General features: G+C 65.6%; 16 protein-coding genes. 5 read left to right on the forward strand and 11 right to left on the reverse strand.

Annotation, left to right across the window (positions count from 1 at the left end):
- Positions 1–73 precede the first annotated feature (73 nt).
- The 4 genes from purD to JQ592_RS37115 all read right to left on the reverse strand — a co-directional run bounded on the left by purD (position 74) and on the right by JQ592_RS37115 (position 3,524).
- Positions 74–1,357 (reverse strand): phosphoribosylamine--glycine ligase, encoded by a 1,284-nt coding sequence (purD, locus tag JQ592_RS37100; RefSeq protein WP_211407655.1) that lies wholly within the window; start codon positions 1,355–1,357, stop codon positions 74–76.
- A 302-nt stretch (positions 1,358–1,659) separates the two neighbouring features.
- Positions 1,660–1,959, reverse strand: a complete 300-nt coding sequence (locus tag JQ592_RS37105; protein WP_071909521.1) for a winged helix-turn-helix domain-containing protein — start codon at positions 1,957–1,959, stop codon at positions 1,660–1,662.
- 3 nt (positions 1,960–1,962) lie between these two features.
- On the reverse strand, positions 1,963–2,517 hold the full coding sequence (locus JQ592_RS37110) for a hypothetical protein (RefSeq protein ID WP_211407656.1): 555 nt from the start codon (positions 2,515–2,517) through the stop codon (positions 1,963–1,965).
- Positions 2,514–3,524, reverse strand: coding sequence for an alpha/beta hydrolase (locus JQ592_RS37115; protein ID WP_211407657.1), 1,011 nt, complete (start codon positions 3,522–3,524; stop codon positions 2,514–2,516). Before JQ592_RS37115 ends, JQ592_RS37110 begins: the two co-directional genes overlap by 4 nt.
- Positions 3,525–3,661: 137 nt before the next feature.
- On the opposite strand from JQ592_RS37115, the gene xseA reads away from it, so the two are divergent.
- The gene (xseA, locus tag JQ592_RS37120; RefSeq protein WP_211407684.1) at positions 3,662–5,284 is read left to right on the forward strand and encodes an exodeoxyribonuclease VII large subunit; all 1,623 of its coding nucleotides are present in this window, start codon (positions 3,662–3,664) and stop codon (positions 5,282–5,284) included.
- Positions 5,285–5,628: 344 nt separating this feature from the next.
- Here the strand turns inward: xseA and JQ592_RS37125 are convergent, their stop codons facing one another.
- Both JQ592_RS37125 and JQ592_RS37130 read right to left on the reverse strand, forming a co-directional pair.
- Positions 5,629–5,778 carry a hypothetical protein gene (locus tag JQ592_RS37125; RefSeq protein WP_211407658.1) on the reverse strand — a complete coding sequence of 50 codons (150 nt, stop codon included), beginning with the start codon at positions 5,776–5,778 and terminating at the stop codon, positions 5,629–5,631.
- 267 nt (positions 5,779–6,045) lie between these two features.
- A complete protein-coding gene (locus JQ592_RS37130; RefSeq protein WP_211407659.1) occupies positions 6,046–6,870 on the reverse strand; it encodes a dienelactone hydrolase family protein in 825 nt (274 codons plus the stop codon).
- Between the two features lie 161 nt (positions 6,871–7,031).
- Between JQ592_RS37130 and JQ592_RS37135 the strand changes: the two genes are divergently transcribed.
- Positions 7,032–7,256: a DUF2093 domain-containing protein gene (locus JQ592_RS37135; protein WP_183242872.1), complete on the forward strand. Its 225-nt coding sequence runs from the start codon at positions 7,032–7,034 to the stop codon at positions 7,254–7,256.
- A gap of 109 nt (positions 7,257–7,365) precedes the next feature.
- Here the strand turns inward: JQ592_RS37135 and JQ592_RS37140 are convergent, their stop codons facing one another.
- A complete protein-coding gene (locus tag JQ592_RS37140) occupies positions 7,366–7,671 on the reverse strand; it encodes a hypothetical protein (protein WP_211407660.1) in 306 nt (101 codons plus the stop codon).
- Between the two features lie 158 nt (positions 7,672–7,829).
- On the opposite strand from JQ592_RS37140, the gene JQ592_RS37145 reads away from it, so the two are divergent.
- From JQ592_RS37145 to JQ592_RS37155, 3 genes are read left to right on the forward strand one after another with little or no spacing between them, the layout of a single operon-like run.
- Positions 7,830–9,152, forward strand: a complete 1,323-nt coding sequence (locus JQ592_RS37145; protein ID WP_211407661.1) for a TadE/TadG family type IV pilus assembly protein — start codon at positions 7,830–7,832, stop codon at positions 9,150–9,152.
- Between the two features lie 10 nt (positions 9,153–9,162).
- Entirely contained in the window at positions 9,163–9,684 is a 522-nt protein-coding gene (locus JQ592_RS37150; RefSeq protein WP_246821036.1) for a TadE/TadG family type IV pilus assembly protein, read from the forward strand.
- Complete coding sequence (locus JQ592_RS37155; RefSeq protein WP_349630526.1) at positions 9,681–10,058, forward strand: TadE/TadG family type IV pilus assembly protein; 378 nt, start codon at positions 9,681–9,683, stop codon at positions 10,056–10,058. Before JQ592_RS37150 ends, JQ592_RS37155 begins: the two co-directional genes overlap by 4 nt.
- A 28-nt stretch (positions 10,059–10,086) precedes the next feature.
- Here the strand turns inward: JQ592_RS37155 and lpxK are convergent, their stop codons facing one another.
- The 4 genes from lpxK to JQ592_RS37175 are packed head-to-tail and all read right to left on the reverse strand — an operon-like array spanning position 10,087 to position 13,357.
- A complete protein-coding gene (lpxK, locus tag JQ592_RS37160; RefSeq protein ID WP_211407662.1) occupies positions 10,087–11,103 on the reverse strand; it encodes a tetraacyldisaccharide 4'-kinase in 1,017 nt (338 codons plus the stop codon).
- On the reverse strand, positions 11,096–12,442 hold the full coding sequence (locus tag JQ592_RS37165) for a 3-deoxy-D-manno-octulosonic acid transferase (RefSeq protein WP_211407663.1): 1,347 nt from the start codon (positions 12,440–12,442) through the stop codon (positions 11,096–11,098). Before JQ592_RS37165 ends, lpxK begins: the two co-directional genes overlap by 8 nt.
- Positions 12,405–13,118, reverse strand: a complete 714-nt coding sequence (locus JQ592_RS37170) for a lysophospholipid acyltransferase family protein (protein WP_211407664.1) — start codon at positions 13,116–13,118, stop codon at positions 12,405–12,407. The genes JQ592_RS37165 and JQ592_RS37170 overlap by 38 nt, the downstream gene beginning before the upstream one ends.
- Entirely contained in the window at positions 13,115–13,357 is a 243-nt protein-coding gene (locus JQ592_RS37175; protein WP_018648410.1) for a DUF4170 domain-containing protein, read from the reverse strand. Before JQ592_RS37175 ends, JQ592_RS37170 begins: the two co-directional genes overlap by 4 nt.
- Between the last annotated feature and the right edge of the window lie 3 nt (positions 13,358–13,360).

Below are 13,360 nucleotides of genomic sequence, written 5' to 3' on the forward strand. Positions count from 1 at the left end.
GCCCTCCAGCATGGAGGTTGAATCAGAAATCGCTCCCGGTGGGAATCCCGATTCCAGTCAAAAACAACATGCTCTAGTTCTTGGCCTTCTCCGCTTCCACCGCCTGCCAGCCGATGTCGCGGCGGCAGAAGCCGTCCGGCCAGTTGATGCGGTCGACGGCCTGGTAGGCACGCGCCTGCGCCTCGGTCACGGTCTTGCCCAGCGCGCAGACGTTGAGCACGCGGCCGCCATTGGCGAGGATCGCGCCGTCCCTGGCCACCGTGCCCGCATGGAAAATCTCGACGGTGTCCACCCTGGCGGCGTCATCGAGCCCTTCGATACGCGTGCCCTTCTGGTAGTCGCCCGGATAGCCCTTGGCCGCCATCACGACGGTGAGCGCGGATTCCGGATGCCAGCGCAGATCGAAATGCTTCAACTCCCCGTCGCAGGCGGCGATGAACGCCGGCACGATGTCCGACATCATGCGCAGCATCAAGACCTGGCACTCGGGATCGCCGAAACGGACGTTGAACTCGAACAGCTTCGGGCCCTGCGTCGTCAGCATGATGCCGGCGTAAAGGATACCGCGGAACGGCGTGCCGCGCTGCTTCATGCCGGCAACCGTCGGCAGAATGATCTTGGCCATGATCGCGTCGTGGATCGCGGGCGTGACCAGCGGCGTCGGCGAATAGGCGCCCATGCCGCCGGTGTTCGGGCCGACGTCGTGGTCGAACACGCGCTTGTGGTCCTGCGCGGACGCCAGCGGGATCGCAGTCTCGCCGTCGCACAGCGCAAAGAAGCTGATCTCGCGGCCCGGCAGAAATTCCTCGATCACGACTTCAGTGCCGGCCTCGCCAAAGGCGCCCTCGAACATCATGGCGATGGCATCCTCGGCCTCGCGCACGGTCTTGGCGACGACGACGCCCTTGCCGGCGGCAAGCCCGTCGGCCTTCACGACGATCGGCGCGCCCTGGCTCTGGACATAGGCGCGCGCGTCATTGGCGTTGGTGAAGCGCTTGTAGGCGCCGGTCGGAATGCCGAACTCGGTGCACAGCGCCTTGGTAAAGCCCTTGGAGCTTTCGAGCTGGGCGGCCACCTTGCTCGGGCCGAACGCCTTGATGCCGGCGGCGGTGAGGTCATCGACGATGCCGGCCGCCAGCGGCGTCTCCGGGCCGACCACCACGAGCTCGACTGCATTCTTCCTGCAGAACTCGATCACGGCGGCATGGTCGGCGATGTCGAGCGCCACGCATTCGGCCTCGCGCGCGATGCCGGCATTGCCGGGCGCGCACCAGAATTTCGTGACCAGAGGGGAAGCTGCGATCTTCCATGCCAGAGCATGTTCACGGCCACCGGAACCGAGCAGGAGAATGTGCATCGAGGGCTCAGAATAAGGGGTTTGCTGGGGGCGGAGGTCGCACGAATCGGGGTGAGGCTCAAGGGGAAACGGCCCAATCACCCCCGTCATTCCGGGGCGGCTTGCTCCGCGGCCCCTTCTCCCCTTGCGGGAGAAGGTGGCGCGCGAATGCGCGCCGGATGAGGGGTTGCATCCGCGGACTCAAACGGAAGCAGGATTCGCCGAGAGAACCCCTCACCCAAGTGAGCTTGTGTCCACCAGCGGAAATGCCCTCTCCCGCAAGGGGAGAGGGCACAGCAATCCGCACCGCGATGGCAACAGAGCTACACCTGCTTCCCCGCGATGATCTCCTGCAAGGTCGCAACATGCCGCGCGAAGGCGCCACGGCCGGCTGCGGTCGCGGTGACCGTGGTCTGCGGCTTCTTGCCGACGAAGGCCTTGTCCACGGAGACGTACCCCGCCTTGGCCAGGGTCTCGATATGCGCGCCGAGATTGCCGTCGGTCGCGCCGGTGAGCTTCTTCAGCCGCGAGAACTCCAAACCGGCCGACACGGGCAGCGCGTTCAATGCGGCCATGATCTTCAGCCGCAACGGCTGGTGAATGATGTCGTCGAGCTCGGCCATTCGCTAGATCCGCCGCATCCAGAGGCCGCCGAGGATCAGGCCGCCGCCGTTCACGAAGGCCATCCAGAGCGGGAAGGCTTCGCCGATGTAGAAGAAGCCGATCAGCGTCAACGCGGCGATGCCGAGACCGATCGCCACGAAGGCATAGCCGAACCACAGGCCCGCCAGCGTATAAAACAGCATGAAGTAGAGCGGCCAGAACGCACCCAACTGGCGCGGGCCGAAATGGCCGATCACATTGGTACAGAGATAGCCGAAGGCGAAGAACAACACGAATACCAGGAGCAGCCTGATGCTGGCGGCGGCACCACCGAGATGTTGCGGCGGATTCAGCACGCGGAGCACGACCAGACCGCCGACGCCCACGACGTCCACGACAACCCAGGCGTAGACCGCGTAGACCGGCCAGAGCCAGGTCACGAGGTTGGCTGCAAACACCAGCACGCCCCACCAGACCGCTGCGAGGCTCGCGAGCTCATACAGCTGCGATTGCTTCACGCGCTGGACGATGTCGTCGATATCGGCCAGCGCTGCGGATGCCTCCTTGCTGTCGATCATGACTGCCCGCCCCCGCGCGTTGCCACGTCCTCGGCGATTGCATTGACCGCCTTCGGGTTGGTGACCATGCCCATGTGATTGACGCCGTCGATCACCTTGACGTCCACCGACGGCTTCACCGCCTGCACCGTCTCGGCATATTTGTCCGAGATCATCATCTCGTCCTCGGCGCCGCCGAAGATCGTCATCGGATGCGTCACGCCCGGCAGGTCGAGCCGATAGCCGCGCGTCGCGAAATTGCGCATCAGGCGATCGGAATAGGTCGGCACCAGAATTCGCTCCGAATTCGCAGGCACGGCGAAGGCAAGCACCGGAAGCTGCGAACAGCAGTCGATGCCGAGCTTGCGCAATGCGGCGAGAGCGAAGAGGCGCGGGATGTCGGGATTGGCCCAGCCGCCGGAATTCGGCTTGTTGGTCGGCGCGTCATAGCCGAGATAGGGCGCGATCAGCACGGTGCGGACGAACAGGTCCTGCATGATCGGCGTCGCGGCAACGCGCAGCGCGAAGCCGCCGCCGGCGGAATGACCGACCAGGGTCAGCGGCAAATCGGGCGCGCTCTTGCGGACCTGCGCGACGAAGTCGACGAGATCATCCTCGAGCTGGCCGACATAGCCGATATCGCCGCGCGTGCCGGAGGCGCCGTGGCCGCGGATGTCGAGCGCCCAGGTCTCGACACCACGCGCAGCCAGCGCCGCCGTCAGAGCGTGGTTGACCGTGGCAGAGGACGCCGAGGAGCCATGGATGAAGATGGCGCCGCGGTCCGTGGCCGTCCCCTTCGGCGCGTAGTGGCGAAAGCCTAGCCAGGTGCCGTCGCGGGCCTGGAAGCGCTCGAGTGGCGGAAGGGTGGACCAGTCGATGCCCTTGGCGGAGTCCGAGACGGAGCGCATCTCGGCAGGCCGCTCGAGCGGCGTCGCGATCAGGGCGGTCAGCAGCAGCGCCACGGCGCCGACCGCGCACAGACCCCATTTCAGCAAGCCTAGAGCACCTCGCAGCAACTGCATGGCCATGACCAACCCTCGCCGAATTCACCATCGGTAGAGAACTCTATAATACAGAGTACTCTTCCAATCAATCCCCGGATTGGCGCCGCGCGGCGAAAATCCTTAACGTCGGGTCCGACCCCAAAATGCCGAATCGTTTGCCGATGCCGCCTGCGGAACAACTGAACAACGCGTTCGAATTCACCGTCTCCGAGCTCTCGCAGTCCCTGAAGCGGACGGTGGAGGACACCTATGGCCATGTCCGGGTGCGCGGTGAGATCTCGGGCTTCCGTGGCGCCCACTCCTCCGGCCATTGCTATTTCGCGCTCAAGGACGAGAGCGCCAAGATCGAGGCGGTGATCTGGAAGGGCGTGCACGGCCGCATGCGCTTCAAGCCCCAGGAGGGGCTCGAGGTGATCGCCACCGGCAAGCTGACGACCTATCCGGGCTCCTCCAAGTATCAGATCGTGATCGAGGCGCTGGAGCCGGCCGGCATCGGCGCGCTGATGGCGCTGATGGAGGAGCGCAAGAAGAAGCTCGCCGCCGAAGGCCTGTTCGACGAAGCGCGCAAGCAGCTCCTGCCTTGGCTGCCGGAGGTGATCGGCGTCGTGACCTCGCCGACCGGCGCCGTCATTCGCGACATCCTGCACCGGCTCGAGGACCGCTTCCCCCGCCGCGTGCTGGTGTGGCCGGTCAAGGTGCAGGGCGAAGGCTCGGCCGAGCAGGTCGCGGCCGCGATCCGCGGCTTCAACGCGATTGCCCCGGGCGGCAAGATTCCACGGCCCGACGTGCTGATCGTCGCGCGCGGCGGCGGCTCGCTGGAGGACCTCTGGTCGTTCAACGAGGAGATCGTGGTGCGCGCGGCGGCCGAGAGCATGATCCCGCTGATCTCGGCGGTGGGGCACGAGACCGACATCACGCTGATCGACTTCGTCGCCGACAAGCGCGCACCGACGCCGACGGCAGCCGCCGAGATGGCGGTGCCCGTGCGCAGCGAATTGTTCGTCGAGGTCGCCGATCTCGGTCGCCGCACCCGCGCCTATTGGCAGCGCGCCCAGGAGAGCCGCCGCAGCGAGCTGCGCGCCGCCGCGCGCGCATTGCCGGCAGCCGGCGATCTCTTGGCGATCCCGCGGCAGCGGCTGGATTCGGCGGGCGCGTCCCTGCCCCGCTGCCTCAAGGCCAACACGCATGCGCATTTCCGCAGGTTTACAGCCGCTAGTTCAAAACTGACGCTGCGCGTGCTGCACGGCCAGATCTCGCAGGCCGATCACCGCCTCACCGTGTGCGGCGAGCGGCTCGGCCTGTCCGCGCGATCGCTGCTGCGACAACGGCGCGACCGCTTTGCCGGGCTGGAGGTGCGTCTGCGCGCCTCAAGACTTTCGAATGCGCAGGCGCAGCGGAACGCGATCGCCCGCCAGCGCGAGCGCACGCATCGCCTCGCCGAGCGCGCCGGCCGCGCACTCGCCACGCTGCTGCAGCGGCTGGAGGCGCGCGTCGAGAACAGCGGCAAGCTGCTCTCCGCCCTGTCCTATCGCAGCGTGCTCGCGCGCGGCTTTGCCCTGGTGCGGGACGAGGCCGGCCACCCCGTGCATGCGGCGGACGCGATCGGTCCTGGCGCGCGTGTCGAGATCGAGTTTGCGGACGGACGTGTCGGCGCGACCGCGGATGCGGATCGCCCGGCCCCCGCCGCAAAGCGTGCGCCAGCGCAAGCGAAGCCGGCCACGCAGGAAACAAAGCCCGCGCCGAAGCGCGTGGCCAAGCCGGTGGATCAGGGCAGCTTGTTCTGAGGCGGGAGGGCGGCACTCCCGCCCTCGCTGTCATTCCCCGCCCAGGCGGGGAATCCAGTACGCCGCAGCTTCTCGATGAATCACTGACGTCTCGGCGTACTGGATCGCCCGGACGAGCCGGGCGATGACAGTGAGGGTGTGGGACGCGCGTGGCCACAAACTCGTCATTGCGAGGAGCTCTTGCGACGAAGCAATCCAGAGTCCCTCTGCGGAAGGATTCTGGATTGCTTCGCTGCGCTCGCAATGACGATGTGGCGGCATCGTAGCCCGCATGAGCGCAGCGACATGCGGGAACAGTCGTCCCGGATATCGCTGCGCTCATCCGGGCTACAAGGCCCTCTCGCCTACCTGCAGGACAATCCCGCGTCGATCGTGGTCCAGAAGCCGCAATGTTCCGGCGCGAGCATGGGGGCGCCGGCGTGGGCCTCGTACAGGAAGATCGCGACGGTGAAGACGATCAGGGCGGAAGCGAAGAGCGTGATGCGGTTGCGCATGTGAGATGCGTTTAATCGACATCGTGGTCGAATGATGGCACGGCCATGCGCTGAAACCGCGGCATGCGCGATCCGTAGATTCACGGTCGGCCATTTTCCGTGCAGGGCGGTGGTCGATGCGGGGCTGTCCGCCAGATGTTGTTCCCCGGGTGGCCCCGCTTTGGTTGGGACGCGTAGCCCGGATGGAGCGCAGCGTAATCCGGGGTCGTGCCGCAACTTCGACTGTCCCGGATTTCGCTGCGCTCCATCCGGGCTACGACAGTTTCCTCACCGCGCCAACCATTGCGCGACTTCCTTCTGCGACTCCGCGCGCGCGTCGGCATCCGTGCCGAGATGGCCGTGCTCGGGCGCGGCGGCGTCGCTGCTGCCGCTAGCGGCGTGCAGCGGCGTGTTGGCACGGTCGAAATCGTGATAGGCGCCGGGATAGACCACGATGCGCGCGAGCGCGCTGCGGCCATGCGCGCCGTCCACCATCTGGCGACAGGCCGGGGGCGACGACACGTCGTCATTGCCGCCGATCAGCACCAGCGTCGGCACCCGCGCGCTCCACCCCAAGCCCGCCGAGATTCGGCAATCCGGATAGAACGCGATCGCGGCGCGGAAATCCGGACCCTGATCGCGCGACATGCTCTGCGGGCGCACCGCCCAGAGCAATGCGCTGGCACCGTTGGCCCAGCCGATCAGGCTGATGCGGTCGCGCGCCACCCAGGCCTGTTTCACCAGCCAGGCGCGCGAGGCCGCGATGTCGGCGACGCGCTCGCGCCGCGCCTTGACGTGACTCTCCTTGATCCGGCATTGCGGCCCGAGCTCGCGCGAACCGTAGCTGTCCGGCAGCAGCACGGCATTGCCGTCCCTAAGCAGGCGCTCGGCCCAATCGCGATAGCGCGGCAGCACCGGATCGGAATGGCCGCCGAGACCGCCGCAGCCATGCAGCGCGATCACGGTCGGAAACGGCCCCTCGCCCTCGGGCTTGTAGAGCTGCGCATGCAGGACGCCGGACGACAGCGGGATGTCGACCTGCTGCGGCACCGGCGCAGCTTGCGCCGCCGGTATCAGGAGCATCAGGAACAGGGCGATCAGTCGAAGGCGCATCGGACTCAGCGTCAATCTCCTTCGGCCCAGCACTATCACGCGGAATCGGCGGCAAAACATCACAAACCGGTGGGTTTAACGGGCGGACAAGCCACCCTATCTATGCTACATCCCGTCCAACACATCGTGCCCCTACGGGCCTTCCACGGAGACTCTCGACCGTGCTGAACAAGTTCGGCTCTTCCGGCCATGGCGAAGCGCAGGTGCAATATCTCGACGGCGATTTCCGCGTGATCTCGCCGGGGACCTTCGTGCGCTGCGCCATCACCGACACGCGGATCCCGCTCGACGAATTGAAGTACTGGAGCGTGGATCTGCAGGAAGCCTACGCCACGCCCGCCGCCGTGCTGCAGCGGCATTTTCCCGGCGCGCTGAAGCAATCGTAATCGCGCAGGGTGGGCAAAGGCGCGCAGCGCCGTGCCCACCATCTCCTCACGATCGCGATGAACAAGGTGGGCACGCGTTGCTTTGCCCACCCTACGGCATCGCGCGTGTTCACTGCTCCGTGGCATCTCCGCCTACGCAGGTCTTGATAAAACTCTTCCTGCTCTCCCCGACGACCTTCTGATCGATCGCCTGCTTCAGGCAATCAACCCGCGCCTGCGCCATGCAGAGCTGCAGCTGGTCGCGCTTGTCCTGCCCCTTCAGACTGGCCGTCGTGGCGAGACAGGTGACGCGCTTGGCCGCGGGAACCGGAACGGTGGTGGGAGCGGCGGACGGCTGCGAGGATGTCTGAGCCAGGGCGGGCAAAACCGGCAGACACATGAGGCCGGCGGCAACGATTGCGGACCGCAGTTTCATCGAATTCTCCTGATCGGAGATATATCGATAGGGGTGCGGCCATGAACGTCGGCTGAATGTCAGCCGATGTCTAAAATTGTCTCGCTCCCGTTGAGCCAGGTTTAAGTCGGCCTGCACCACCCTTTCATGGGAAAAAGTGGCAAGCAGGCAGGTGACGCATGGACCGCCGCAGACTTTGCAACCGTTCGTTCGATGCAACATCGTGTCCAGACGATCATGCCCGGCGGCGCGAGCGAACGGTTAGCCTGCTTCGGCAATTTGCCCGAGACCAGTCGGGCAGCTATGTGATCGTTTCGGCGCTGCTGATGCCGGTCCTGGTCGGCACCGCGGGCCTCGGCACCGAAGTCGGATGGTGGTACTACAAGCACAAGAACATGCAGAGCGCGGCCGACTCCGGCGCGGTGAGTGCCGCGACAGCGGCGAGTGCTGGGACCGACTTCTTGTCCGAAGCCAGAGCGGTTACGGCAAACTACGGTTACACCAACGGGGCGAACAACGTCACGGTCACGGTGAACCAGCCACCGAAATCAGGCAATCAGACATCGAATTCGCAGGCAATCGAAGTCATCGTCAGTCAACCGCAACAGCGGTTGCTGTCGGCCTTGTTCGGCTCGGATCCTGTACAGATAACCGCCCGCTCTGTCGCCCTGCCCAATTCCGGGACAGGCTGCGTACTTGCGCTCAACTCGAGCGCAAGTCCCGCTGTCAGCGTCACCGGCGGCAACCAGCTCAACCTGATCAAGTGCAACCTTTACAGCAACTCAGGTGCGAGCCCCTCGCTCAACGTCGCCGGCAGCGCCTCGGTCGCTGCAAATCAGGTCGGAGTGGTCGGCGACGTCTCGGGGGCGAGCAGCATCACGGCGACCAACGGTATCAGGACGCACATACGGCCCGTCGCCGATCCCTACGCCAACGTCTCTCCCCCCGCGAGGCCGAGTTGCACCAACGCCAAGATCACGGTCAACGCCAACGGAAAAACAAACTCGCTCGACCCCGGCTGCTACATGGGCAGCATTACGGTCAATGCCGGCGCAACCCTGAACCTTAGTCCAGGCATCTATTATCTGGACGGGGCAAATTTGAGCGTCGCCGGAAACGCCACCATCACGGGCAGCGGCGTGACCCTGGTGTTTACGGGCTCGGGAAGCGACTGGGGCACCGCTTCAATCGGCAGCAACGCGACCGTCGACCTGACCGGACCGACCAGCGGCCCCACGAAAGGCATCGTCATGTACGGCGACCGCAACATGCCGGCCGGGACTGCCTTCAATCTCACCGGCGGCAGCACACAGAACTTCGGCGGTGCCATCTACCTGCCGAAGGCCAATCTCAGCTTCAGTGGAGGCAACGGCACGAGCACATCCTGCACCAAGATCATCGCAGATACGCTGACATTCAGCGGCACGTCGAATCTCCAGGTCAATTGTACCGCGCTCGGCACCGCGACGATAGGTTCGCAAACCGCCCAGCTCATCGAATGAGGTTTGGACCATGCAAAGCCAGTGGACCATGCAAAGCCAGGACTTCTCATCGAAGCGCCACCGTCGACTGCTTCATTCGCTAACGGGGCACGTCCGCGCCGCCGTCCGCGACAAGAGTGGCGTCGCGGCCGCCGAATTCGGCATCTTGATTCCGGTGTTGTCTCTGATGGCCGTTTCGGTGACAGACATCGGGCTTGCCCTCTATCGCAAGATGCAGGTCGAACATGCCGCACAAGCGGGCGCACAATACGCAATCGCGCGCGGCTTCAACGAGAGTGGCATTTCCACCGCCGTAACAAGCGCCACCAACGCCACAAACATCACTGCTTCACCTGCGCCGGTCCAATTTTGCGGATGTCCAACGAGCGCGGGAGTGAGCTCCGTCACTTGCGGGAGCGCCTGTCCCGGCGGCGCGCAGGCTGGAACATACACGACGGTCTCGGCGCGAGCGACGTACTCTACGCTGATCGATTACCAGATCGTGGGGGCCACATACACTTACAGCGTGCAGTCCACTGCGAGGCTGCAGTGAAACTCACGGCGTTATGGCGAGACAATCGGGGCGCATCGGCGCTGGAATTTGCGCTGACCGCTCCGGTGTTCTTCCTGTTCATATTTGGCATCATCGAATTCGGGCTGCTGTTCTGGACTCAGCTGGGGATCCAGCACGGGAGCGAGATGGCGGCGCGTTGCGCAACCGTCAACAGCACGCTCTGCCCCAGCAGCAGCGCCATTACGAGCTACGCTGCCCAGCAGGCGTACGGCCTCACGCTCCCTGCGGAGACGTTCACCTTTTCCACGTCAGCATGCGGCAACGAGGTGAGCGCGAGTTATGCATTCAACTTTCCGGAGATTCTCAATCTCTCCCCGGTGACGCTCACCGCCCGGGCATGCTTTCCGAGTTGAAACCGGCCGCTTTGCCGCCCCTGCGGAATCATCGCGCACTGAACCTTCGCTCGCGCGCCTTGTAGAGGTGATCGCTGATCAGTTGCCGCAGCTTGGCCGGGTCGTCGAATTCGAGCTGGACGGCGAACGGCACGATGCCGGCGGGCACGCCTTCGCCGCCATGCAGGCGCGCAAGATCCTTTTCCGTCGTCACCAGTGTGAGCTGTTCGCGCTGTGCTTCCGCCACGAGCGCGGCGAGCTCCTCGCGCGAAAACATGTGATGATCGTCGAAGCAGCGCGTGCGCGCGACCTCGATGCCGCTGGCACGCAGCGTGCGGAAGAAGCGCGCGGGATCGCCGATGCCGGCGAAGGCGAACACACGCTTGCCGAGGAGCTGCGCGAGCGAAGCCGCAACCGGCTTCAACCGCGCGCGCAGCTCGGGCTTGTTGCGCTTGGCAAGCTCAGCGGCGACATCGTTCGCGGCACGGCCGTCGCCGATCAGCACCAGCGCGTCGGTGTGCCCGAGCTGCGCCTTCAGCGGCGCGCGCAGGGGGCCGGCGGGAAACACCGCGCCGTTGCCGAGGCCGCGCTCGCTGTCGATCACGATCAGCGAGGCATCCTTCAAGAGGCGCGGGTTCTGGAAGCCGTCGTCCATCAGGATCACGGTGGCGCCTCGCGACTTCGCCAGCGCCACGCCCTCGAGACGGTCGCGCGCGACGGCAACAGGCACGTCGCGCACCATCATCAGCGGCTCGTCGCCGACATCAGCCGCGGTGTGACGCGCCCGGTCGACCATGACAGGGCCCTTCAGGCGCCCGCCATAGCCGCGGCTCAGCACCACCGGCGTCTCGCCGAGCTCGCGCAAAAGCTTCGTCAGCGCCAGCACGGTCGGCGTCTTGCCGGCGCCGCCAACATGATAGTTGCCGACGCAGATCACGGGGATGCCGGCGTCAAAGCCGTTGCGCAGCATGCGCCGTTCGGTGATCGCCCCGTAGAGCGCACCGAGCGGCCATAGCGCGTACGACTGAAGGGAACGTGGCCGGTACCAGAAGGCCGGCTCACGCATTGGCGGCTCCCATCTCGATCCGCAATTGCAGCAGATAGGGCTCGAGCGCGGTCATGGTGCGCTCCAGCGCGCCGCCGAGCTGCCCGACCACATCGCTGCCGGCACGCTGCATCTTGTCGCGCAACATGGGATCGGCCAGCAGCTGGCCGAGCTGCTTGACCAGCGCTTCCGGCGTGTCGGCCTGACGCGCGCCGCCGCTCGCATCGAGCGCCTCGTAGACGTCGGTGAAATTGAAGACGTGCGGGCCATGGACGATCGCCGCCCCCAGCTTGATCGCCTCGATCGGGTTCTGACCGCCATGGTGGATCAGCGACCCGCCCATGAACACGATGGGCGAGAGGCGATAGAACAAGCCGAGCTCGCCCATGGTGTCGGCAACATAGACGTCGGTCGCGGCCGTCGGCAGCTGCTCGCGCGAGCGCAAGGCGGGCTTCAGGCCCGATGCCGTGACGAGGCCTGCGATCGAGGAGCCGCGATCGGGATGCCGCGGCACGATCACGGTCAGGAGTTGCGGGAAGAAGCCGACGAGGCTGCGATGCGCCGCGACCAGCATCTCGTCCTCGCCCGGATGGGTCGAGGCGGCGACGATGATCGGCCGCCCGCGCGTCATCGCCATCAGCCGCTCGAGCTTGGCGGGATCGGCCGGCGGTGCCGGCACGTCGAGCTTGAGATTGCCCGTGGTGACGACGTCGCGGCTGCCGAGCGTGGAGAAGCGCTCCGCATCGGTCCTGGACTGCGCGAGACAAATGTCGAACCGCGACAGCAGCGCCGAGATGGTGCCGTGCATCCGCCGCCAGCGCGGGAAGGAGCGCGGCGACATCCGCCCGTTGATCAGCACCATCGGCACCCGGCGTGCCGCGCCCGCCAGGATCAGGTTCGGCCACAAATCGGATTCGATGAACAGCGCCAGCGACGGCTTCCAATGGTCGAGGAAGCGCGCGACATAGCGCGGCGAATCATACGGCACGTATTGATGGATGACGTCGGGCGGAAAGCGTTTTGCGACGACCGCCGCCGAGGTGACCGTGCCCGAGGTGAGCAGGATGCGCAGATTGAGATCGCGCAGGCGCTCGATCAACGCCGCGGCAGCCAGCACCTCGCCGACGCTGGCGCCGTGGATCCAGACCAGCGGGCCGTGCGGCCGCACGTCGCGGGACAGGCCGCGCCGCTCGCCGACCCGCGCGGGGTCTTCCTTGCCCTGCTTCAAGCGCCGCTTGATCAGCGCAGGGGCGAGCGGCACCAGGCCGCTAGCCAGGCGCCGATACATCCGCAGCGTGATCGGCAGCGCAATGGGCAGCGATTTAGGCATCTTCCGGTCCCGGGCGGCCGAGCTGCGCATAGGCGCGCCGGGTCGCCTCGTTCAGCGTGTCCTCCAGTTCCTGCCGCAGCGTTTCCATCGTCGCGGCGTCGGCATCTGCGGGAACATGGATTTCCTTGATGCCGACCAATGCGCCCCGCCCGAATGGCAAATTGATGGTGGTGCGGTCCCAGTTCTTGAGCCGGATGAAGCGGCTGGTCGCCATCGCGAAAGGCATGATCGGCCGTCCCGATTCCCGTGCCAGCATGATGATGCCGAGCCCGGCCACGCGCGAGCGCTTGGGGACATCGGCGGTCAACGCGACATTACAACCGTCCTGGAGCGTCCGCACCATTTCCTTGAAGGCGCCAACCCCGCCCTTGCGGTGGAAAGCGCCGCCATGATCGCCGGAACCTCTGATCGTGCCGATGCCGAGCCGCTCGGCGGCGATGGCATTGAACTCGCCGTCGCGATGCCGGGAGATCAGGACCCTGGCCTTGTACCAGTCCTTGTTCTTGATGAACGGGGTGAGGAAGTGCTGGCCGTGCCAGAAGGCGAAGATGGCCGGGATCTGCGGCTCGACGCGTTCATAGACATCCGACGGATCGAACGTGAATGTGTTGGTCCGCCAGACAAAGCGCAGATATTCGGCCGCCAGGACTCCGACGGCACGCTGAACGAAGCTGCTTCGCAGCGTATTGCGAAGCAGCTTTTTCAACGCGCCGGTTCTTGATTCGGGTCGAGCAGCCGGTGGAGATGGACGATGAAATAGCGCATCTGCGCATTGTCGACCGTGCTCTGCGCCTTGGCGCGCCAGGCGGCGTGCGCCGTCGCATAGTTCGGATAGAGGCCGACGATCTCGACGTCGTCCAGGTTCTTGAAGGTGTTGTGCTCGAGATCGACGAGCTCTCCGCCGATGACGAGGTGAAGCAGTTGTTGCGGGGCACTATCTGGCATGGG

It is taken from the genome of Bradyrhizobium iriomotense, assembly GCF_018129405.1.
GTDB classification, from domain to species: domain Bacteria; phylum Pseudomonadota; class Alphaproteobacteria; order Rhizobiales; family Xanthobacteraceae; genus Bradyrhizobium; species Bradyrhizobium iriomotense_B.